Origin of the sequence: Janthinobacterium sp. NKUCC08_JDC, assembly GCF_019345575.1 — a bacterium.
GTDB classification, from domain to species: domain Bacteria; phylum Pseudomonadota; class Gammaproteobacteria; order Burkholderiales; family Burkholderiaceae_D; genus Janthinobacterium; species Janthinobacterium aestuarii.
On sequence record NZ_JAHKQW010000002.1, the window covers coordinates 572,089 to 594,481 of the forward strand.

19 protein-coding genes are annotated in these 22,393 nt (G+C 62.5%); 14 read left to right on the top strand and 5 right to left on the bottom strand.

The window, feature by feature from the left end:
* Window positions 1-155: 155 nt before the first annotated feature.
* The 6 genes from KO538_RS08600 to KO538_RS08625 are packed head-to-tail and all read left to right on the top strand — an operon-like array spanning window position 156 to window position 8,091.
* Entirely contained in the window at window positions 156-890 is a 735-nt protein-coding gene (locus tag KO538_RS08600) for a response regulator transcription factor (RefSeq protein ID WP_099376370.1), read from the top strand.
* On the top strand, window positions 887-2,428 hold the full coding sequence (locus KO538_RS08605; protein WP_034746063.1) for a sensor histidine kinase: 1,542 nt from the start codon (window positions 887-889) through the stop codon (window positions 2,426-2,428). Before KO538_RS08600 ends, KO538_RS08605 begins: the two co-directional genes overlap by 4 nt.
* Window positions 2,421-2,735 carry a DUF4212 domain-containing protein gene (locus KO538_RS08610; protein ID WP_219328040.1) on the top strand — a complete coding sequence of 105 codons (315 nt, stop codon included), beginning with the start codon at window positions 2,421-2,423 and terminating at the stop codon, window positions 2,733-2,735. The genes KO538_RS08605 and KO538_RS08610 overlap by 8 nt, the downstream gene beginning before the upstream one ends.
* The gene (locus tag KO538_RS08615) at window positions 2,732-4,780 is read left to right on the top strand and encodes a sodium:solute symporter family protein (RefSeq protein WP_070301053.1); all 2,049 of its coding nucleotides are present in this window, start codon (window positions 2,732-2,734) and stop codon (window positions 4,778-4,780) included. The genes KO538_RS08610 and KO538_RS08615 overlap by 4 nt, the downstream gene beginning before the upstream one ends.
* Window positions 4,781-4,821: 41 nt before the next feature.
* A complete protein-coding gene (locus KO538_RS08620; protein WP_257620229.1) occupies window positions 4,822-6,843 on the top strand; it encodes a S9 family peptidase in 2,022 nt (673 codons plus the stop codon).
* A gap of 33 nt (window positions 6,844-6,876) precedes the next feature.
* A complete protein-coding gene (locus tag KO538_RS08625) occupies window positions 6,877-8,091 on the top strand; it encodes a 6-phosphofructokinase (RefSeq protein ID WP_070301051.1) in 1,215 nt (404 codons plus the stop codon).
* Here the strand turns inward: KO538_RS08625 and KO538_RS08630 are convergent.
* Window positions 8,088-8,924, bottom strand: a complete 837-nt coding sequence (locus KO538_RS08630; RefSeq protein WP_083292463.1) for an IclR family transcriptional regulator — start codon at window positions 8,922-8,924, stop codon at window positions 8,088-8,090. The two genes, KO538_RS08625 and KO538_RS08630, sit on opposite strands and share 4 nt — an antisense overlap.
* A 163-nt stretch (window positions 8,925-9,087) precedes the next feature.
* On the opposite strand from KO538_RS08630, the gene KO538_RS08635 reads away from it, so the two are divergent.
* Complete coding sequence (locus tag KO538_RS08635; RefSeq protein WP_257620230.1) at window positions 9,088-10,704, top strand: GMC family oxidoreductase; 1,617 nt, start codon at window positions 9,088-9,090, stop codon at window positions 10,702-10,704.
* Window positions 10,705-10,832: 128 nt separating this feature from the next.
* Window positions 10,833-12,164 carry an MFS transporter gene (locus KO538_RS08640; protein ID WP_219328041.1) on the top strand — a complete coding sequence of 444 codons (1,332 nt, stop codon included), beginning with the start codon at window positions 10,833-10,835 and terminating at the stop codon, window positions 12,162-12,164.
* 64 nt (window positions 12,165-12,228) lie between these two features.
* On the opposite strand, the gene purM is transcribed toward KO538_RS08640, so the two are convergent.
* Window positions 12,229-13,272 (bottom strand): phosphoribosylformylglycinamidine cyclo-ligase, encoded by a 1,044-nt coding sequence (gene purM, locus KO538_RS08645; RefSeq protein ID WP_077408694.1) that lies wholly within the window; start codon window positions 13,270-13,272, stop codon window positions 12,229-12,231.
* A gap of 188 nt (window positions 13,273-13,460) precedes the next feature.
* Between purM and KO538_RS08650 the strand changes: the two genes are divergently transcribed.
* The 6 genes from KO538_RS08650 (at window position 13,461) to panB (ending at window position 18,789) form a co-directional block, all read left to right on the top strand.
* Window positions 13,461-14,543 (top strand): AI-2E family transporter, encoded by a 1,083-nt coding sequence (locus KO538_RS08650; RefSeq protein ID WP_219328042.1) that lies wholly within the window; start codon window positions 13,461-13,463, stop codon window positions 14,541-14,543.
* 76 nt (window positions 14,544-14,619) lie between these two features.
* The gene (gene hda / locus KO538_RS08655; protein ID WP_058048421.1) at window positions 14,620-15,288 is read left to right on the top strand and encodes a DnaA regulatory inactivator Hda; all 669 of its coding nucleotides are present in this window, start codon (window positions 14,620-14,622) and stop codon (window positions 15,286-15,288) included.
* Window positions 15,288-15,959, top strand: coding sequence for an HAD family phosphatase (locus tag KO538_RS08660; RefSeq protein ID WP_034747702.1), 672 nt, complete (start codon window positions 15,288-15,290; stop codon window positions 15,957-15,959). Before hda ends, KO538_RS08660 begins: the two co-directional genes overlap by 1 nt.
* Window positions 15,952-17,328: a polynucleotide adenylyltransferase PcnB gene (gene pcnB, locus KO538_RS08665; protein ID WP_034746042.1), complete on the top strand. Its 1,377-nt coding sequence runs from the start codon at window positions 15,952-15,954 to the stop codon at window positions 17,326-17,328. Before KO538_RS08660 ends, pcnB begins: the two co-directional genes overlap by 8 nt.
* On the top strand, window positions 17,328-17,804 hold the full coding sequence (gene folK, locus KO538_RS08670) for a 2-amino-4-hydroxy-6-hydroxymethyldihydropteridine diphosphokinase (RefSeq protein WP_219328043.1): 477 nt from the start codon (window positions 17,328-17,330) through the stop codon (window positions 17,802-17,804). Before pcnB ends, folK begins: the two co-directional genes overlap by 1 nt.
* Before the next feature lie 109 nt (window positions 17,805-17,913).
* Window positions 17,914-18,789 (top strand): 3-methyl-2-oxobutanoate hydroxymethyltransferase, encoded by an 876-nt coding sequence (gene panB / locus KO538_RS08675; RefSeq protein WP_181878004.1) that lies wholly within the window; start codon window positions 17,914-17,916, stop codon window positions 18,787-18,789.
* 165 nt (window positions 18,790-18,954) lie between these two features.
* Here the strand turns inward: panB and KO538_RS08680 are convergent, their stop codons facing one another.
* The 3 genes from KO538_RS08680 to KO538_RS08690 all read right to left on the bottom strand — a co-directional run bounded on the left by KO538_RS08680 (window position 18,955) and on the right by KO538_RS08690 (window position 22,244).
* Window positions 18,955-19,287 carry a helix-turn-helix transcriptional regulator gene (locus KO538_RS08680; protein ID WP_034746036.1) on the bottom strand — a complete coding sequence of 111 codons (333 nt, stop codon included), beginning with the start codon at window positions 19,285-19,287 and terminating at the stop codon, window positions 18,955-18,957.
* Window position 19,288: 1 nt separating this feature from the next.
* Complete coding sequence (locus tag KO538_RS08685; protein WP_257620231.1) at window positions 19,289-20,581, bottom strand: type II toxin-antitoxin system HipA family toxin; 1,293 nt, start codon at window positions 20,579-20,581, stop codon at window positions 19,289-19,291.
* A gap of 175 nt (window positions 20,582-20,756) precedes the next feature.
* On the bottom strand, window positions 20,757-22,244 hold the full coding sequence (locus KO538_RS08690) for an aldehyde dehydrogenase (protein WP_219328044.1): 1,488 nt from the start codon (window positions 22,242-22,244) through the stop codon (window positions 20,757-20,759).
* Window positions 22,245-22,393: the final 149 nt, after the last annotated feature.

Consider the following 22,393-nt stretch of genomic DNA (forward strand, 5'->3'; position numbering starts at 1 on the left):
AGTACTGTATAAAAAAACAGTGATCAATGCAAGCGGAACGTGGATTTGTTTTGAAACAGATCAATACAAGCGTGGATTTTCACAAAAATTCGCCACCTTGCGGAAAATGAAACACAATACAAGCTTCTACCGCCGCAAAGCATAGGAAGTGCACCATGCGTATTTTACTTGCCGAAGATGACAGCGTGCTGGCCGATGGCCTGACCCGCTCGCTGCGCCAGTCCGGTTATGCGATCGACTACGTCAAGACGGGGCAAGAGGCCGATACGGCCCTGTCCACCCAGGAATTCGACTTGCTGATCCTCGACCTGGGCCTGCCCAAAATGTCCGGCCTGGAAGTGCTGCGCCGCCTGCGCGCACGCGCTTCGCTGCTGCCTGTGCTGATCCTGACGGCCGCCGATTCCATCGAACAACGCGTGAATGGCCTCGACCTCGGTGCCGATGATTATATGGCCAAGCCGTTCGCCTTGTCGGAACTGGAGGCAAGAGTGCGCGCCCTGACGCGCCGCGGCGCTGGCGGCGGCGCCACCATCATCAAGCACGGCCCCCTCAGCTACGACCAGGTGGGGCGCAGCGCCTACATCAACGACCAGATGCTCGACCTGTCGGCGCGCGAACTGGGCTTGCTGGAAATCCTGCTGGGCCGCACCGGCCGCCTCGTCTCGAAAGAGCAGCTGGTCGACCACCTGTGCGAATGGGGCGAGGAAGTGTCGAACAACGCCATCGAAGTGTATGTGCACCGCCTGCGCAAGAAGATCGAAGTGGGCGGCGTGCGCATCGCCACCGTGCGCGGCCTCGGCTATTGCCTGGAAAAATACTCGGAAACGGCGCGCCTGAACGCTGAAGCGGGCGAGTCGGCAAGCCCGGCCAGCGGACCCGCCAGCAAGTGAAGGCGCGCGAGGCGCCAGCGGACGAGCCGGATGATGACGACTGGTTCGAGCCGCCCACCACGGAGCAGGACGACACCATCGAGCATTCGCTGTTCGGCGAAATCCTCGACTGGATGCTGGCGCCCCTGCTGCTGCTGTGGCCGATGAGCATCGCCATCACCTATCTGGTGGCCAAGGGCATCGCCAATCAGCCGTTCGACCATGCGCTGGAAGACAGCGTGACCGTGCTCACGCAGCAAGTCAAGCAGGCCGATGGCGCCATGTTGCGCCGCGCGCCGGACAAGAACAGCAGCAATAATAATGGCCGCGACTTGCTGCGCGGCGACGATGTCGACACCCTGTATTACCTGGTGGTGGGTCCGCGCGGCGAATACCTGGCCGGCGACCGCGATTTGCCGCCGCCGCAGGATCCCGACAAATACCGCAGCGGCATGGTGCTGTTTCGCAACGACACCATCCACGGCACGCCCGTGCGCGTGGCGTTCAGCTATCTCGACATTCCTGCCGACAACGACGATGAGCCGCACCGCGCGCTGGTACAAGTTGCCGAAACCCTGGAGAAACGCGCCCAGCTGGCCAATGAAATCATCAAGGGCGTGATTTTGCCGCAGTTCATCATCCTGCCCGTGATCCTGGCTCTCGTCTGGTTTGCCCTGGCGCGCGGCCTGTCGCCGCTGGCGCAATTGCAGGAGCGCATACGCGCCCGGCCACCCGACGATTTATCGCCCATCGAATCGGGCCAGGTACCCGAGGAAATCACGCCGCTGGTCGGTTCGCTCAACGAGATGCTGGCGCGGCTATCGCTGTCGATCGACATGCAGAAACGCTTCATCGCCGATGCCGCGCATCAGATGAAAACGCCGCTGGCCGGCATGCGCATGCAGTCGGAACTGGCCCTGCGCCAGACCGACCACGACGAGATCCACCGCTCGCTGCTGCAACTGGCGAAAAGTTCGGAAGCGGCCACGCGCCTCGTCAACCAGCTGCTGGCCCTGGCGCGCGCGGAAAACCAGCCGCAGGCGGGCACGGCGTTCGAGCCGATCGAGCTGAGCGAACTGGCGCGCGGCGTGGTGCAGGACTGGGTGCAAGCTTCGTTTGCCCAGCATATCGACCTGGGCTTCGAGCAGCCCGCGTATTCGATCATGATTTCCGGCAATGCCATGATGCTGCGCGAGCTGCTGAGCAACCTGATCGACAACGCCCTGCGCTACACGCCGTCGGGCGGCAGCGTCACGGTGCGCGTGCGCAGCACCCTGGAACTGGCCATCCTGGAAGTGGAAGATACGGGTCCCGGCATTGCGCCGGCCGAGCGGGCGCACGTGTTCGAACGCTTTTACCGCATTCTCGGCAGCAATGTCGACGGTAGCGGCCTGGGCCTGGCCATCGTGCGCGAAATTGCGCAGCAGCATGGCGCCGAAGTCGATATTTTTAACAATCCGCGCGCGCAGTCGCCGAAGCTGCCGGGCACCCTGCTACGCCTGAGCATCGCCCTGCTGTTGCCGGACGCGCCAGAAGAGGATGACGTCACGTATGGATAAGCCGAGCCCACCCGTTGCCCCGGCGCGGCCATCGCACGCGCCCAGCCCCGAGCTGCAGGCGCGCCGCGACATCCACTGGCGCAAGACGCGGCGCCTGACGGCCATCCTGCTGCTGGTGTGGCTGCTGACGGGTTTTCTAACCGTATTCTATGCGCGCGAGCTGCTGCACCTGAACCTGTTCGGCTGGCCGCTGCCCTTCTATATGGCGGCCCAGGGCGCCTCGCTCGTGTACCTGGCCATCATCGCCTTCTATGCCTGGCGCATGCGACGCCTCGACCGCGACTTTCATGCCGAGGAGCAAGCATGAGCGGCCAGCGCAGTTTCTTTGCGCGGCTGAGCCGCTACTACCTGCTGTTTACGGCCGGTTTCGCCGCTTTCCTGCTGGCCTTGTCCGTGCTGGAACAGGAAGGCATGCCGCGCGCGTGGATCGGCTACCTGTTCATGCTCGTCACCATCACCCTGTACGCCACCATCGGCGTCATCAGCCGCACCTCGAACGTCACCGAATACTATGTGGCGGGGCGCCGGGTGCCGGCCATGTTCAACGGCATGGCCACGGCCGCCGACTGGATCTCGGCCGCCAGCTTCATCAGCCTGGCCGGCGGCCTGTACCTGAACGGCTTCGACGGCCTGGCCTTCATCATGGGCTGGACGGGCGGCTATTGCCTGGTGGCGCTATTGATCGCGCCCTACCTGCGCAAATTCAGCCAATACACGATTCCCGATTTCCTCGCCGCCCGCTACGGCAGCGGCACCGACAAGCGGGGCGCCAGCGTGCGCGTGGTGGCCGTGGCCGCCACCATCATCGTGTCGTTTACCTATGTGGTGGCGCAGATCTACGCCGTCGGCCTGATCGCCTCGCGCTTCACGGGCGTGGATTTTTCCGTCGGCATTTTCCTGGGCCTGGCCAGCATCCTCGTCTGCTCCTTTCTGGGCGGCATGCGCGCCATCACCTGGACGCAGGTGGCGCAGTACATCATCATCCTCGTCGCCTTTCTGATTCCCGCCATGTGGCTGTCGGTCAAGCATGCGGACAATCCCGTGCCGCAGATCGCCTACGGCAAAGTGCTGACGCAACTGAGCGCGCGCGAACACGTGCTGGAAACGGACCCGAAAGAAAACGAAGTGCGCGCCATCTTCCGCCAGCGCGCGCAAAGCTACCAGGCGCGCATCGACGGCTTGCCCGGTTCCTGGGAACAAGGCCGCCTGGCGGCCCAGCGCCAGCTCGATAGTTTGCGCCAGCGCAATACCTCGCTGTTCGACATCCGCAACGCGGAGCGCTACCTGATCGCCTATCCGAAAAGTCCGGACGAGGCACGCGTGCTGTGGCAGGCGGCGCAGGCGCAGAACCAGAAACGCGCCGAGCCGATCATTCCACACGCGCAGCCATTTCCCGCCGCAGACCGCGAGCAATCCGACATCAAGCGCAACAATTTCCTGGCCCTCGTGTTTTGCATGATGCTGGGTACGGCCGCCCTGCCGCACATCCTCATGCGATCGTACACCACACCCTCCGTGCACGAAACGCGCGTTTCCGTGTTCTGGACCCTGTTCTTCATCTTGTTGATCTATCTCACGATTCCCGCGCTGGCCGTGCTGGTCAAGTACGATATTTACTCGGCGCTCGTGGGCACGCAGTACGCGAACCTGCCCACCTGGGTGTCGTACTGGGCCAATGTGGACAAACTCAGTCCCCTGATCAGCATCGTCGACGTGAACCGCGACGGCATCGTGCAACTGGCGGAAATTTCCATCGACGCCGACGTGCTGGTGCTGGCCACGCCCGAGATCGCCGGCCTGCCCTACGTCATTTCCGGCCTGGTGGCGGCAGGCGGCCTGGCCGCCGCCCTGTCGACGGCCGATGGCTTGCTGCTGGCCATCTCGAACGCCCTGTCGCACGACGTCTATTACAAGGTGGTCGATCCCACGGCTTCGACGCAAAAGCGCGTGACGATTTCAAAATTGCTGCTGCTGGCCGTGGCCTTCATCGCCGCCTATGCGGCCTCGCAAAAGCCGGCGGACATTTTGTCGCTGGTGGGCGTAGCCTTTTCCCTGGCCGCCTCGACCCTGTTCCCGCCGCTGGTGCTGGGCGTCTTCTGGCAACGCGCCAACTTCCAGGGCGCACTGGCCGGCATGTTGACGGGCTTTGGCGTATGCCTGTATTACATGCTGCACACGAGCACCATGCTGGGCGGCAATGCCAGCGGTCAATGGTTCCACATCGCGCCCATCTCGGCCGGCATCTTCGGCGTGCCGGCCGGCCTGGCCGCCGCCATCCTCGTCAGCTGGCTGACGCCGGCGCCGGGACGCCGCAGCACAGGGCTGGTCGAACATATCAGGGCGCCGGAGTGAGCGTCCATAGGTCAATTTTTTATTCCAGGTTACAACACACCATGCCCCAGGCTTTCTTGCGTCTGCTACAGATCCTGGCCGCCTGCGCCAGCCTGTTCGCCCTTTCCGCACAGGCGCACACGGCCATCGCGCCGCCACCACTGTCGGCCTTCTTCGCCAACCCCGAATTCAGCGGCCCCCAGTTGTCGCCCGATGCGCGCCATCTGGCCGTGAAGGTGAGCGGCGCGAACAATCGCGAACGGCTGGCCATCGTCAACCTGCTCGATAACAGCATCAAGGTCGTGGCGCAATTCAGCGATGTCGACGTGGGCGACGTCGAATGGGTCAACAACGAACGCCTGATCCTGAACACGCGCGACCGCCAGACGGCGCCCGGCGACATGCGATTCGGGCCGGGCCTGTTTGCCGTCAACCGCGACGGCAGCAACTTTCGCCAGCTGGCCGCCCGCAGCGCCATGCCCGATGCCTCCACCTCGATCTATAAACTGCTGCCCTGGCATACCTACCTGACGGGCCAGCGCGGTGCGCAGGATTCCCAGGCCGTGTATGTGCGCAGCACCGTGTACGCCTCGACGGGCGAAGTCGACTACGAAGGCTTGCGGCAGCTCGATACGCTCACGGGCCGCAGCACGGCCGTCAAGCCGCCAGGCAAGGTGCGCCGCTGGCTGCTCGACCAGCATGGCGAACCGCGCCTGGCCGTGACCCGGGAGCGCAATATCGAAAGCGTGCAGTACCTTGATCCGGCCAGCGGCGCCTGGCGCACGCTGGCGCAGTTCGACGCCTACCTCGGCGGCCCCGACGCCTTCACCCCGCTCTCCTTCGGCCCGGACGGCACCCTGTATGTGAGCGCCCGCATGGGCAGCGATACGCTGTCCGTGCATGCCTATGACCTGGCCGGCAGCCGCATCGTGCCCACGCCCATCATCTCGCTCGACGGCTATGACTTCAGCGGCAATCTGATCGTCGGGCAAGGCAAGCTGCTGGGCGTGCGCCACCTGAGCGATGCGCGCGCCACGCGCTGGTTCGACCCGGCCATGACGGCGCCCCAGGCACGTATCGACGCCCTGCTGCCAGCGACCATCAACCTGGTCTCGCTGGCGGCCCGCCCCGCCACACCCTTCATGCTGGTGACCTCGTATTCCGACCGGCAGCCGGGCAAATTCTCGCTGTTCAACAGCGACACGGGCAAGCTGAGCATCATCGGCGAAGCGCAGCCGCTCATCAAGCCGGCGCAGATGAGCGAGCAGCAGCTGGTGCGCTACAAGGCGCGCGATGGCCTGTCCATTCCCGCCTGGCTCACCGTGCCCGCCACGACTTCCGGCAAGCAGCTGCCGCTGGTCGTGCTCGTGCATGGCGGCCCGTATGTGCGCGGCAGCTCCTGGCAATGGAATGCCGAAGTGCAATTTCTTGCCTCGCGTGGCTATGCCGTGCTGCAACCGGAATTTCGCGGCAGCACAGGCTTTGGCGCCAAGCATTTTCGCGCCGGCTGGAAACAATGGGGCTTGAAGATGCAGGACGATCTCGCCGATGGCGCGCGCTGGGCCATCGCCGAAGGAATCGCCGATCCGCGCCGCATCTGCATCGCCGGCGCCAGCTATGGCGGTTATGCCGCTTTGATGGGCCTGGTCAACGATCCCGACCTGTTCCGCTGCGCCATCGACTGGGTGGGCGTGACCGACATCAACCTGCTGTATAGCGGCCACTGGAGTTTCAAATCCGACCTCGGCGATGACTGGAAACAGTACGGCATGCCCGAGCTGATTGGCGACCGCACGGCCAACGCGGCCCAGTTCCAGGCCACCTCGCCCATCGCCCAGGCGGCGCGCATCACCCAGCCCCTGCTGCTGGCATACGGCGCCGCCGACCAGCGGGTGCCGCTGTACCACGGCAAGCAGTTTTACGCGGCCGTCAAACAGCACAACCGCGATGTCGAATGGGTGGTCTACGATGAGGAAGGCCATGGCTGGACATTGCCGAAGAACCGCATCGACTTCTGGGGCCGGGTGGAGAAATTCCTCGACAGGACTATCGGAAAAGACAGCGTCCCGGAAAAAAAGGAGTAGGCTGGAGGGCCGTTCCATTTACGAGGAAATCCCATGCCGTCTGGAAAAATTCTTGTCGCCCAGGGAGGCGGTCCCACCGCCGTCATCAACCAGTCGCTGGTGGGCGTGGTGCTCGAGTCGCGGCGCTTTCAGCATGTCACGCGCGTGTATGGCGCGCTGCACGGCGTGCGCGGCATCGTCAATGAAGAATTCGTCGATCTGACGCAGGAAACCAGCCACAACCTGGAACTGGTAGCCGCCACGCCATCGTCGGCCCTCGGTTCCACGCGCGACAAGCCCGACATCGCCTACTGCCAGCAAATCTTCGAAGTGCTGCGCGCGCACGAGATCGAACATTTCTTTTATATCGGCGGCAACGACTCGTCCGACACCGTGCGCATCGTCAGCGAAGAAGCCCACAAGGCCGGCTATCCGCTGCGCTGCATCCACATCCCGAAAACCATCGACAACGACCTGGTGGGCAGCGACCATACACCGGGCTTTCCCTCGGCCGCGCGTTTCGTCGCCCAAGCGTTCGCCGGCGCCAACCTCGACAACGCGGCCTTGCCCGGCGTGTACGTGGGCGTGGTGATGGGCCGCCACGCGGGCTTCTTGACGGCCGCCTCGGCGCTGGGCAAGAAGTTCCCCGACGACGGCCCGCACCTGATCTACCTGCCCGAGCGCGTCTTCGTGCTGGAACAGTTCCTTGCCGACGTAAAGGCGACCTATGAAAAATATGGCCGCTGCGTGATCGCCGTCTCGGAAGGCATCCACGACGCCTCGGGCGAACCGATCGCCAGCCTGCTGGCGAAAGAAGTCGAACGCGATGCGCACGGCAATGTGCAATTGTCCGGCACGGGCGCGCTGGCCGACCTGCTGTGCGACGAAATCAAGGCCAAGCTCGGCATCAAGCGCGTGCGCGGCGATACCTTCGGCTATCTTCAGCGCTCCTTCATCGGCTGCGTTTCCGACGTCGACCAGCGCGAAGCCCGCGAAGTGGGCGAAAAAGCGGTGCAATTCGCCATGTGGGGCGACCGCGACGGTTCGGTGGCCATCAAGCGCACGGGCTTTTATTCCGTCGATTACGAGTTGCTGCCCCTGACAGAAGTGGCAGGCAAGACGCGCACCATGGAAGACGAGTTCATCAGCGCCAGCGGCACGGACGTCACCGATGCTTTCCGCCTGTACTTGCGTCCGCTGCTGGGTTCAGGCATGCCCGATGCGTTCCGCCTGCGAGCCGCGAAAGTAGCGAAGGTGCTCAAACCCTAGCTGTTTTCCGCAAGCAACAGCGGCCGTAGTTTCACGGCCGCCTCCTTGAGCTGCGGCACGTGCTGCATCAGTTGCTCCACGGATTTGCGTGCCACGGGCGCGTGGCAGGCGACAGCCGCCACAATGCGTCCGTCGGCCGCGCAGATGGGCACGGCCACGGCCACCATGCCGTGCACGAATTCCTCGTCGTCGATGCCGATGCCCAGCCTGGCGATGCGCACGATCTCGCGCTCGAGCAACACGGGGTCGGTAATGCTTTTCGGCGTGCGCGCTTCCAAGGTCAGCATGGCCAGCAGCTCGCGCCGCTCCAGCAAACTCATGTGCGCCAGAAATAATTTTCCGCTGGCCGTGCAATGCATGGGCGCCCGGCTGCCCAGCACCAGATGCAGGCGCAGCGGTTCCTGCGTTTCCACGCGGTCCACATAGACGATCGCATTGCCTTCGGGAATGGCCAGGTTGCACGTCTCGCCCGTGATGGCCACCAGGCTGCCCAGGATGCTGCGGCTCACGCGGATCAGGGCATTGTTGCGCAGGGTGGCCAGCGCCAGGTTGGTCGAGGCGGCACCGGGCACATAGCCGCGCCCCACGGGCGTGCGCAGCACATAGCCATGCTGCTCCAAGGTATCGAGCAAGCGCATCATGCTGGCCTTGGGCACTTGCATGCGCGCGGCCAGCTGCGACAGGGTCAAGGGCTGGCTGGCGCTGGCCAGGTGCTCGATCAAACGCAGCACGCGCAAGCCCCGCGCCTCGTCGCCATGGCTTGCCGTCGTACCGGTCTCCACTTGACCACCTTCTTCGGCCTCGCCCGGCCGTTTTTGAAACGCATCATGCATGTTCTGTTTCACCTCTCGCGTATGCGGCTGTTTCCGCTTGTCCCGGTGCCGCACGTCTTTTATAAATGGAACCAGACGTTCCAAAAATAACCAATAAAGACCAGTGTATCGCAAAAAACGCCCGCCGAGGCGGTGCGATACCGCAACGCAGGAGACAAGAACAATGTTGCAAATACACTACGATTACATCGTTGTCGGCGCCGGTTCCGCCGGCTGCGTGCTGGCCAACCGCCTGTCGCACGACAGCAACAATCAGGTATTGCTGCTGGAAGCGGGCGGCAAGGACAACAATCCCTGGATACACGTGCCGGTCGGCTATTTCAAGACCATGCACGATCCCAAGCTCGACTGGTGCTACCGCACGGAAGCGGACGCCGGCATCGCCGGGCGCCAGTTGCAATGGCCACGCGGCAAGGTACTGGGAGGCTCCAGCTCGCTCAACGGCTTGCTGTACGTGCGGGGCCAGAAGGAAGACTACGACCGCTGGGCCGAACTCGGCAATGCAGGCTGGAGCTATGCCGAGGTGCTGCCCTATTTTAAAAAATCGGAGGACCAGGAACGCGGCGCCAGCGATTACCATGGCGTGGGCGGTCCGTTAAAGGTGTCGGACCTGCGGCTGCGCCGCCCCATCGCCGAGCATTTTATTGCGGGCGCCACGGAAAGCGGCATCCCCTTCAATGCCGATTACAACGGCGCCACGCAGGAAGGTGTCGGCTATTTCCAGCAGACAGCCAGCAAGGGCTTGCGCTGGAGCACGGCGAAAGCCTTTTTGCGCCCCGCCCGCAAGCGCGCCAACCTGCGCGTGGAAGTGCGCGCGCAAATCACGCGCGTGCTGTTCGAGGGCAAGCGCGCCGTCGGCATCGAATATCAGCAGGATGGCCAGCTGCGCCAGGCGCGCGCCAGCGGCGAAGTGATTTTATGCGCGGGCGCCATCGGCTCGCCGCAAATCCTGCAATGCTCGGGCGTGGGACCGCGCCCCCTGCTCGATGAAGTGGGCGTGCCGCTCGTGCACGACTTGCCCGGCGTGGGACAGAATCTGCAAGACCATCTGCAAATCCGCCTCGTCTTCAAGACGCGGCTGAAAACCCTGAACGATGAAGTCAACAGCCTGTGGGGCAAGCTGTGGGTGGGCATGCAATATGTGTTTTCCCGCTCGGGGCCATTGACCCTGGCGGCCAGCCAGGTGACAGTGTTTACCAAGTCGTCGCCCGACGTGGAGCGGCCCGACATCCAGTTCCACATGCAGCCGCTGAGCGCCGACAAGCCGGGCGAAGGCGCACATCCGTTTTCCGCGTTCACGTCGTCCGTGTGCCAGCTGCGCCCGCACAGCCGCGGCCACGTGTCGATCAAGTCCGCCGACCCTCTCGCCTATCCGGGTATCTACCCGAACTACCTGTCCGACCCGCGCGACCAGCAGACGGCGATCGCCGCCCTGCGCGTGGCACGCAAAATCGCCGCCGCCCCGTCGCTGGCGCCGCACATCATTTCCGAGTTCGTGCCCGGCCCGCAGTTCCAGAGCGATGAAGAACTGCTGGACGCGGCGCGGCGCTTCAGCCAGTCGATCTACCACCCGAGCGGCACCTGCAAGATGGGGCATGACGCCATGGCCGTCGTCGACGAGCGCCTGCGCGTGCACGGCATGCAGAACCTGCGCGTGGTCGACGCGTCGATCATGCCGGAAATCGTCTCGGGCAATACGAACGCGCCCACCATCATGATCGCCGAAAAAGCGGCCGACATGATTCTGGCGGACGCAGTACGCCTGCCCAAGGCGGCCTGACTCGCCCCCATTCCGTTCCCAAAGGAGGATGCCAGCGGCGGGCAGAGCGGCCCGCCCCTCAATGACTTGGCAATCAGCCAGGCATCAGAAAAAAACACATAATCGATATCGATAGGAGACTAGATATTATGGATAACAATACGAGCAATCCGAAAAAGGCCAAAGAGCTACGGAAAGTCGTGATGGCCAGCGTGATCGGCGCCACCATCGAATGGTATGACTTCTTTTTATACGGCGTCGTGGCCGGCATCGTGTTCAGCAAGCTGTATTTCCCGGGCGGCGATCCGCTCGTCTCGACCATGCTGGCCTACGGCACCTTTGCGGTAGGTTTTCTGTCGCGCCCCATCGGCGGCGTGATCTTCGGCCACTTCGGCGACAAGATCGGCCGCAAGAGCATGCTGGTGATGACCCTGATGATCATGGGCATATCCACCTTCCTGATCGGCGTGCTACCGACGTATGACCACATCGGTTACTGGGCGCCTGGCCTGCTGCTGTTCCTGCGCGTGCTGCAAGGTATCGGCCTCGGGGGCGAATGGGGCGGCGCCGTGCTGATGGCGTATGAATATGCGCCACCCAAAGATCGCGGCTTCTATGCCAGCCTGCCGCAGATCGGCCTGGCCATCGGTCTGTGCCTCGCTTCGGGCGTGGTGGCGATCCTGTCGTATACGCTGACGGATACGCAATTCCTGTCCTGGGGCTGGCGCGTCGCCTTCATCCTGTCGGCGGCCCTCGTCTTCATCGGCATGTGGATACGTTTGAACGTGATGGAAACGCCCGAGTTCCAGGCCGTCAAGGAGAAGAACGCGGAGACGCAGATTCCATTCTTCGACCTGCTGAAACGCTATCCGGGCAATGTCTTGAAGGGCATGGGCGCGCGCTATATCGACGGCGTGTTCTTCAATATCTTCGGCGTGTTTTCCATCACCTACCTGACCAACACCATCAAGATAGACCGCACGGAAGCGCTGATGGGCGTGATGGCATCGGCCGTCGTGATGTGCTTCTGCATTCCGTTCTTCGGCAGGCTGTCGGACCGCATCGGCCGCAGCAAGGTGTTTTTCTGGGGTTCATTGATCACGGGCGTGTCGTCGATTCCGGCCTTCTGGATCATGCTCAACCATGCCGACAATCCGCTGCTGCTGTGGTGTTCCGTGATCATCCCGCTGGGCGTGCTGTATTCAGCCGTGTACGGCCCGGAAGCGGCCCTGTTCTGCGACCTGTTCGACGCCAAGGTACGCTACACGGGCATCTCCTTCGTCTACCAGTTCTCCGGCATCTTCGCCAGCGGCCTGACGCCCATCATCGCCACCTACCTGCTGAAAACGGGCAATGGCGAGCCATGGCACATCGTCGGCTACATCCTGTTCGCCTCCCTCGTCTCCGCCGTCAGCGTGGCCATGATCGGAAAAGGAGGCTCGCAGCCGGATGGCCGCATGAAGACGGCGCACGCGCGGTAGACATCCAGGCGTAAAAAAAGGCAGGCCTCTCGCGAGTGCCTGCCTTTTCCATTCAAGCTACAACTTAGATGACGATCGTCTGATGCTCGTCGCCCACGCGGGCGCGGATCGTGCCGATGCGCGACACGGTTTCGCCGGCCGCTTGCAGCTGGGCGATGGCGGCGTCCGCGTTCTCTTGCGAGACGATGACGGTCATGCCGATGCCGCAGTTGAAGACGCGGTGCATTTCGGCGTCAGCCACGCCGCCGTGCTGTTGCAGCCACGTGAACAGCGGTGGCATGGTCCACGATTTCGAATCCAGTTCGGCCACCAGGCCAGGCTGCAGCACGCGCGGGATGTTTTCCACCAGGCCGCCACCGGTGATGTGCACCATGCCCTTGACTTCCATGGCATCCATCAGCGCCAGCAGCGGCTTGACGTAGATGCGCGTCGGCTGCATCAGCACGTCGGCCAGTTTACGGCCGTGGAAGTCGCCTTCCAGGTCAGGTTTCGCCACTTCGATGATCTTGCGCACCAGCGAGTAACCGTTCGAGTGCACGCCCGACGAGGCCAGGCCCAGCACCACGTCGCCCGGAGCGATCTTGGTGCCGTCGATGATTTTCGATTTTTCCACGGCGCCGACGGCAAAACCTGCCAGGTCGTATTCGCCGGCCGGGTACATGCTCGGCATTTCCGCCGTTTCGCCGCCGATCAGCGCGCAACCGGCTTGTTCGCAACCTTGGGCGATGCCCTTGATGACGTCGGTGGCAATGGCCACGTCCAGCTTGCCGCAAGCGAAGTAGTCGAGGAAGAACAGCGGCTCGGCGCCTTGCACCAGGATGTCGTTGACGCTCATGGCGACCAGGTCAATGCCGACCGTGTCATGGCGGTTCAGTTCGAATGCCAGGCGCAATTTGGTGCCGACGCCGTCGGTGCCCGAGACCAGCACCGGTTCCTTGTACTTCTTGCTGATTTCAAACATGGCGCCAAAACCGCCCAGGCCGCCCATCACGCCTTCGCGCAGGGTGCGCTTGGCAAACGGCTTGATTGCTTCGACTAAAGCGTCGCCTGCGTCGATATCGACGCCAGCGTCACGGTAGGAAAGGGAAACATTAGAAGTCTGGTTCATGGTGTGGTGGCAGCGGAGGCGGTAAAATAGAAGGCGGATACCCGCCGGCACGCGCGCGCAAGCATGTTTTTCAACATCGTGCGGCAGGGCGCCAGCGGGTGAATTCGGTCGATCAAGACGCTATTTTATCAAACTGCCCCGCCATTTCGTAATTAACTGCCTTTTTTTAACGCAACAGTACAAACTACATGCCATTCGCCATCACCGCCGAACAGAAGCAAACAGCATTTTGGATCGCGGTCTGGCTGGCATTTTTGCTGCTGCTCGTCAGCCTCGGCCCCATCCTGACGCCCTTCCTGGCCGCCGCCATCCTCGCCTACGTGCTCAATCCTGGCGTGGACCGCTTGCAGCGCCTCCATTACAAGCGCTTTTACGTGCCCCGTCCGCTGGCCGTGCTGGTCGTCGTAGTGTTGTTTTTCCTCGCCATTACGGCGCTGGTGCTGATCGTCGTGCCCGTGTTGCAGAAGGAAATTCCCTTGCTGCAGGCGCAAATCCCGCAATTCCTCAGCAAGGCGAACGAGTTCCTGGCGCCGAAACTGCGCGACCTCGGCATCCGCGTGCGCCTGGACGGCACGGGCATCAAGCGCATGCTGAGCCAGCAGATGGCCACCAGCGGCGATGAAATCTGGAGCACGGTGCTCGCCTCGGCCCGCATCGGCGGCACTGCCGTGCTGGGCTGGCTGGCCACCGTGGTGCTGATTCCCGTGGTGCTGTTCTACCTGTTGCTGGACTGGCATCCGATGCTGGCGCGCATCGCCGGCGCCGTGCCGCGCCGCTGGGTCGGCCGCACGGTGGGCATGGCGCAGGAAGTCGACACCCTGCTGGCGCAATACCTGCGCGGCCAGTTGCTCGTCATGCTGGTGCTGGCCACGTATTACTCGGTGGCGCTGGCCATCGCCGGTTTTGAAGTGGCATTGCCTGTAGGCATCATCACGGGCTTGCTGGTGTTTATCCCCTACCTGGGCTTCGGACTGGGCCTGATGCTGGCGCTGATCGCCGCCCTGCTGCAATTTTCCGACTGGAGCGGCCTCATCGCCGTGGCCGTCATCTACGGCTGCGGCCAGGTCATCGAAGGCTTTTTCCTCACGCCGCGCCTGGTGGGCGAGCGCATCGGTTTAAATCCGCTGGCCGTGATCTTTGCCTTGCTGGCTTTCGGACAATTGTTCGGTTTCGTCGGCGTTTTGCTTGCTTTACCCGCTTCTGCCGTCCTGATGGTCGCTTTTAAGCATCTAAGACGCCACTACCTCTCCAGCAGCTTCTATAATACCTAGTAAAAGCGGATATCATATCAACCTAGCAATACCACGATGCACATGCAGTAATGAAAAACAGGACAAGGCGTACGCCATGAAACAACTGGTGCTCGATTTAGGCACAGACCAGGCGCACAGCCTCGATACCTTCGAGGTGGGACAGAATGCCGAAGTGGCGCAGCTGATGCGCCAGTTCGCTGCGCGCACTTCGCGCGAACATTTTGCCTACCTGTGGGGCGAACTGGCCGCCGGCAAGAGCCACCTGCTCAAGGCCCTGGCCAGCACCGAGCGCGCGCGCTACATTTCGCCATTCTCGATCGAGTCCGAATTCGTGTATTCGCCTGACGTCGACCTGTACCTGCTCGACGACTGCGAAAAGCTGTCGCCGCTGGCGCAGATCGACGCTTTTGCCCTGTTCAATGAAATCCGCGCCAACAAGGCGTTCATGGTCTGCAGCGGCGCCGTGCCGCCCGCCGTGCTGCCCGTGCGCGAAGACTTGCGCACGCGCATGGGCTGGGGCCTGATCTACCAGATCCACGGCTTGACCGACGATGAAAAAATCGCCGCCCTGACCCAGGCGGCCACCACCCGCGGCTTGACCTTGTCGCCCGGCGTGTTACCCTATCTGCTGTCCCATTTCCGGCGCGACATGCGTTCGCTGTCGACGATGCTGGACTCTCTCGACCTCTACTCCCTTGAAACCCAACGCCCGATCACCTTGCCATTGTTGCGCGAGTTGCTGCAGGCGGAAGCGAAAGAATGATGAATCTGGCCCTGTTTGACCTCGACCACACCCTGCTGCCCATCGACTCGGATCACGAGTGGGGCGAATTCCTGGTACGCATCGGTGCCGTGGACGCCGCCGAATTCACCCGCCGCAACGACGAATTTTTCGCGCAATACCAGGCCGGCACGCTCGATCCGGTGGAATACCTGGAATTTTCGCTCGGCACCCTGGCGCAATTCCCGCGCGAACGCCTGGAAGCGCTGCACCGCCAATTCATGGCGGAAGTGGTCATGCCGGTCATCCGCCCGGAAGTCGTGGCCCTGCTGAAACAGCACCAGGATGCGGGCGACCTGCTGGCCATCGTCACGGCGACCAACCATTTCATCACCAAACCCATCGCCGATGCGCTGGGCGTCGAGCACCTGCTGGCCGCCATGCCCGAATATGACGACGCAGGCAACGTCACGGGCAAGCTGGTCGGCACGCCGACCCTGGGCGCGGGCAAGCTGACCCACACCCACGCCTGGCTGGAAAAGATGGGCAAGGAACTGGGGCAGTTCGAGCGCAGCTATTTTTACAGCGATTCGCACAACGACATTCCCCTGCTGTCGGTCGTGACCCACCCTGTCGCGACCAACCCCAATACCGCTTTGAGCGCACACGCATCCCTCCACGGCTGGCCATCACTCCACTTATTCAATGATTAAAAAATTCATCCGCAAGATCCTCGGCGTTAAAAAAGAGGCAGCGCGCGACACCACGGCCCCCATCGTGCTCGGTCCTGCGCAACACGGAATCGACCCGAAACTGGTGTCGTCGAATGCCATCCGCGTCACCAGCAGCCTGCAGGAAGCAGGCTTCGAGGCCTTCGTCGTCGGCGGCGCCGTGCGCGACCTGCTGCTGGGCGTGAAACCGAAAGACTTCGACATCGCCACCAACGCCACGCCGGAACAGGTCAAGCGTTTGTTCCGCCGCGCCTTCATCATCGGCAAGCGCTTCCAGATCGTGCACGTGATGTTTGGCCAGGATTTGCTGGAAGTGACGACCTTCCGCGGCGCCGGCGCCGACTCCGCGCCCAAGGATGAACATGGCCGCGTCCTGCGCGACAACACCTTCGGCTTGCAGCACGAAGACGCGCTGCGCCGCGACTTCACGATCAACGCCATGTATTACAACCCGGCCACGCAGGAAGTACTCGACTACCACGGCGGCGTGGAAGACATCCGCGCCAAGACCTTGCGCATGATCGGCAAGCCGGAAGAACGCTACCGCGAAGATCCCGTGCGCATGCTGCGCGTCGTGCGCTTCGCCGCCAAGCTGAAATTCACCATCGAGCCGCATACGGCCGCGCCGATTCCCGTCATGGCGCCGCTGATCAACAACGTGCCCGCGCCGCGCGTGTTTGACGAAATGCTCAAACTCCTGATGAGCGGCCACGCGCTGGCTTGCCTGCAGCAGCTGCGCAAGGAAGGCTTGCATCACGGCCTGCTGCCGCTGCTCGACGTGGTGCTGGAACAGCCGCTGGGCGCGAAATTCGTCACGCTGGCGCTGGACGCCACGGACCAGCGCATCGCCGCCGGCAAGACCGTCTCGCCAGGCTTTTTGTTTGCCTCGCTGCTGTGGCACCAGGTGCTGGAAAAATGGACGGCCTACCGCGCCGCAGGCGAATCGACGATTCCAGCGCTGCACCTGGCGGCCGACGACGTGCTCGACTCGCAAACGGAAAAACTGGCCTTGCAGCGCAAGATCGGTTCCGACATGCGCGACATCTGGTCGATGCAGCCGCGCTTCGAGCGCCGCGTCGGCAAGGCGCCGTACAAACTGCTCGAGCACCTGCGCTTCCGCGCCGGCTACGACTTCCTGTTGCTGCGCTGCGCCTCGGGCGAGATCGACATGGACATCGGCGAATGGTGGACAGCCTTTTATGAAGGCGACGAGGAAACGCGCGAAGCGCTGCTTGTCAGCGCCAATGCCGCACCGGGGGCCGTCAAGAAGAAGCGCCCGCCACGCCGCAGCACGCGCAGCAAGACCAGCACGGGCGGAGGTTCGACCACCGGCAGCACCAGCGGCGAATAATGACGGTCACCGCCTACATCGGCATCGGAGCCAACCTGGGCGACGCACGCGCCAACGTGCAGGATGCGATCGCGCGCCTGGCGCGCCTGCCCGGTGCATCGCTGGTCGACGCCTCCGCCAGCTACCGCACGGCGCCCATCGATTCGAGCGGTGACGACTACATCAACGCCGTGGCGCGCATCACAACCACCTTGCCGGCTGAAGAACTGCTGCTGGCGCTGCACGCCATCGAGGCGGCGCACGGGCGCGAGCGGCCATACCGCAACGCCCCGCGCACCCTGGACCTGGACTTGCTGCTGTACGGCGATGAACAGATCGCCAGCGCCACCCTGACGGTGCCCCATCCACGCATCACCGAGCGCGCCTTCGTGCTGGTGCCGCTGCTGGCCCTGACGCCCGCCATCGTCGTGCCCGGACGCGGGCCGGCGCAAGCCTTCCTGGCAAGCGTCGCCGACCAGGCCATCAGCCAGCTCTGAGCCACGGCGCCAGACATACACTACAATGCCGCCCCTGCAGCACGCCGCATAAAGTACTACACTAGCGGCGTCGCAATCGCATCACCCCCTTTCACTCTAGAGAATACCTATGTCCGCTTATTTGCAAGGAACAGATCTGGCAGCCAAAGACAAGGCCGCCACACCGGCGCCGGCGCCAGCCAAGCCTGTCGCCAACAAGGCCGTGACCATCCATACCCTGGCCACGCTGCGCGCCGCCGGCGAAAAGATCACCATGCTGACCTGCTATGACGCCAGCTTCGCGTCGCTGATGGACCGCTGCGGCGTGGAGATTCTGCTGATCGGCGATTCGCTCGGCATGGTCTGCAATGGCCACAATTCCACCCTGCCCGTCACCGTGGCCGAACTGGCCTACCACACGGCGTCCGTCGCACGCGGCAGCAAGTCGGCCATGATCATGTCCGACCTGCCGTTCGGCGCGTACGGCACGCCTGAAACAGCCTATGCGAACGCCGTCATCCTGATGCAGGCTGGCGCGCACATGATCAAGATCGAAGGCGGCGCCTGGCTGGCCGAGACCGTGCGTTTCCTCACCGAGCGCGGCATCCCCATCTGCGCCCACATCGGCCTGACGCCGCAATCCGTGCACCAGCTGGGCGGCTATAAAGTACAGGGCAAGAGCACGGAAAGCGCGGCCGAACTGAAGAACGATGCGCTGGCGCTGCAAAACGCGGGCGCCGCCATCGTGCTGATGGAAGCGATGCCGACGCAGCTGGGCAAGGAAGTGACGGACATGCTGACGATACCGACGATCGGCATCGGCGCAGGCCCCGACTGCTCGGGCCAGGTGCTCGTCATGCACGACATGCTGGGCGTCTTCCCAGGCCGCAAAGCGCGCTTCGTGCGCAACTTCATGGAAGGCGCCGCCAGCATCGACGACGCCGTCACCGGCTATGTGAAAGCCGTCAAGGATGGCAGCTTCCCGGCGCTGGAACACTGCTTCTGATCCAAGTAACCCCCATAAATTATTGTGATTTCTGACTTCCATAACCGGCACTCTGCGGCGTTGCCCACCGCTCGCAGTGCTCGCACTGCGTCGCGGCGGACGCCTTGCATAGCATCCGGCTATGTTCGTCATAATTTCACAATAATTTCCTGAGGATTACTTAGCCTATTGAGGCGATATCGCCCCGGTACTTGCCGGGGCGATTTTTTTTTCGCGCAGCGTTTCTGTCCGTACAAACGCCACCTCCAGCCCAAAGAACTGTCCTATGCGGTTCAGCGTCTGGATGGTTGGATTGCCCTTGCCGCTCTCGATTTCCTTGATGACCTTCGTGCTCACGCCCCGGTGCGTCGCAAACTCTGCCTGCGTCATGCGCGAGATGGCGCGCATTTCCTTAACGGCGTGCTGTAGCGTGACGGCGCCTGCTTCAATGGCTTCGTAAAGCACCGCCCTGCGCTGCCGCAGCTCCTCCTTGTCAACGGTCTTTTTGGTACGCGCCATGTCAGTGCTCTCCCAAGGCCTTGAGCTGTTCGAGCTGCCCGGCGATATGTGGCCGAAGGAAAGCAATGATGTCATCATCCACGCCTGCCTCCTGCATATGCTGTTCCAGCGCAGCCAGTTGCTGGGCAAATCCATATAGCGCGAGGCGAACCTGCTGGCGCTCGACGTCCGTCATGCCGATCGTAGCCAGTATCGTCGTCCAGTCATGCAGCTCATTTTGAGTATCCGGGTGATACCAGCGCGCCGCGCGTGGTATGCCATCCGGGTCCAGATACATCGGTGCAAAATCGAACAGCGGCGTGAGGCGCACCTCGGCACCCACTTGCTGTACCGCCGTATTGCGTGCGTGATTATCGGTATTGCGCATGGCCAGGTTCAAGATATCGCGTTTGAGAAATTCAATGGTTTCCGCAGTCTTGTCGCTGACGACGGCGCGCAGCGCCTGCAATAATACAAACTGGCTGGGCGTGGCTTCAAAGCCAACGATACCTGCCAGCGAAGCGGCGCTTTCCTGATGCAGTCGCAGCACTTTTCCATCGCGGATGCGGCGGTCAAAACGGGGAATGAACAAGGTATCGTCCTGGTAGCGCAGTTGGCCTTCGGTGCGCAAGCCCACCGCGCGCGCCACAGTCATGTATGCGGCTTCATTTCTCAATACCTTGGCGTCGCTGGCGGTCTTTCCGCGCGGACGCTTGACGATGAAATGTGCAGCCGCATACTTGTCCGCCAGAGCGCCATCGGCATGCCAGAGGCCAGCATGGTCGGTAGTCAGCAGATATTTCGGTGCCGCTCCTTGTACCCCCAGACTGCCGGCGGCCAGCATGCTATGCATCAGCATGCGCTCATTGAAGGCATCGCCGCGACCTATAATCTCCTCCAGTGAAAAGCCGGTCTGCGGCTTGCCCTTGTCGTGGCGATTCATATGGTGTGCGTAGTACTGCACGGCCTCGGCGATGCGCACGCGCCCGACTGGATTGAATGCACCGGCACACGCAAGCGGAAAATCGGCAGCCGGACCATCGGCCAGTTGAAGCTGCCCAAGCAGATATGTCCGGCCGCTTCCCTGGGGAATCAGGTCAAAGATAAAAGCTGGCCATTGCGCCAGCTTCTGCATTTCTGCCGTGACGGGGAACCGCAGCGAGACAGGTCCACTCTCAAGCTTGAAGAAGGCATAATCGAGGTCATACTCGAACAGGGTACCGGTGCGTGGATTGCCGCCTGCAGGATCAAGCAAAGTCAGCGATGCGCAATCGTGCCACGCATCATCATGAAAAATTTGAAAATGGCAGTGCATGACGGCTCCAATTGGATCTTATAGTAGCTAATTGTGTTCAGTTTATCCTTAAATTAGCACTTATACGATCCAAATTTTAAAAAATACATCGCCATAAAAAATTTAATGGCTCCTAAAAGGACTATTTTAAGCCATTAACACCATAAATTAGTCCTTTTAAGTTCTATTTTAAAAATTATCCCACCTGTATCCAAGTCGTCTTCAATTCCGTGTACTTGTCCAGCGCGTGCAATGACTTATCACGCCCGTTGCCCGACTGTTTGTAGCCGCCGAACGGCACGGTGATGTCGTCGCCGTCGTACTGGTTGACGTGCACGGTGCCCGCACGCAGGGCGCGCGCCGTCTGGATGGCCTTGGTGATGTCGGACGTCCACACGGCCGCCTGCAAGCCGTACGGCGTGGCATTGGCCTGTTTGATGGCTTCGGCGATATCCGTAAAGCCCAGCACGGAAAGGACAGGGCCGAAGATCTCTTCGCGTGCGATCGTCATGCCGGCGTCCACGCCGAAGATGGTCGGCTGCACGTAGTAGCCGCCCGTCTCCGCGCGCACGGCCTCGCCGCCGCCCAGCAACTGCGCACCCTCCTGCTTGCCGGAAGCGATGTAGCCCATCACGGTCTTCATCTGCGTGGCGTCGACAATCGCGCCCATGACGGTGGCTTCGTCGAGCGGGTCACCGGGCTGGAAGCGGGGCAGCATGGCCAGCGCCTTGGCGATAAATTCTTCCCTGATCGATTCTTCCACGAACAGGCGCGAGGGCGCATTGCAGCTTTCGCCCTGGTTGAAGAAGATGGAACCGACGGCGGCCGCTACGGCCTTGTCCAGGTCCGGGCAATCGGCGCAGACAATGTTGGCGGACTTGCCGCCCAGTTCCGTCCACGCCCGTTTCAGGTTCGACTGGCCTGCCATCTGCACGATCAATTTCCCCGTGCGCGTGGAACCCGTAAAGCCGATGCAATCGACGTCCATGTGCAGCGCCAGCGCGGCGCCGGCCTCGTTGCCGTAACCTGGCAACACGTTGAAGACGCCCGCCGGCACGCCCGCTTCCAGCGCGATGTCGGCCAGGCGCAGCGCCGTCAGCGGCGATTTTTCGGACGGTTTCAATATCACGCTGTTGCCGGCCGCGAGGGCGGGAGCGATCTTCCAGGCGGCCATGATCATCGGATAGTTCCACGGCACGATGGCGGCGACGACGCCCACCGGTTCGCGCGTGATCAAGGCCAGGCTGTTGGCGGGGGTCGGTGCGATTTCATCGTAGACTTTATCGATCGCCTCGCCATACCAGCGCAGGCAGTTGGCTGTGGCGCCCACGTCCACGCTCTGGCTGTACTTGATCGGTTTGCCCATGTCCAGGGTTTCCAGCAGGGCCAGCTCGGAACCGTATTTCTGCACCAGGTCGGCGAACTTGATCAGCACGCGCTTGCGCTGCGCCGGCGATTTTCCTGCCCAGCGGCGGTCCTCAAAGGCGGCGCGGGCGGCCTGCACGGCCGCATCCACATCCGCACCATCGCAGCGGGCCACCTGCCCCAGCAAGCGCCCGTCGATGGGCGACAGATTGTCGAAAGTCTGGCCGGATGTGGCCCAGGTGCGCTCGCCGTTGATGAAGGCGCGGCCATCGATCGTGAGCGCTGCGGCCCGCGCATGCCAGCTGGTGTTTTCCGTCATGGTCGTCTCCTGCAAGGTGAAAACGCCAGCTTACTCCTAAGTAGGGCGTAATAAATTATTGTTATTTCTGACTTCCATACCCGGCGCTCTGCGGCGTTGCCCGCTGCTAGCAGTGCTCGCACTGCGTCGCAGCGGGCGCCTTGCAGAGC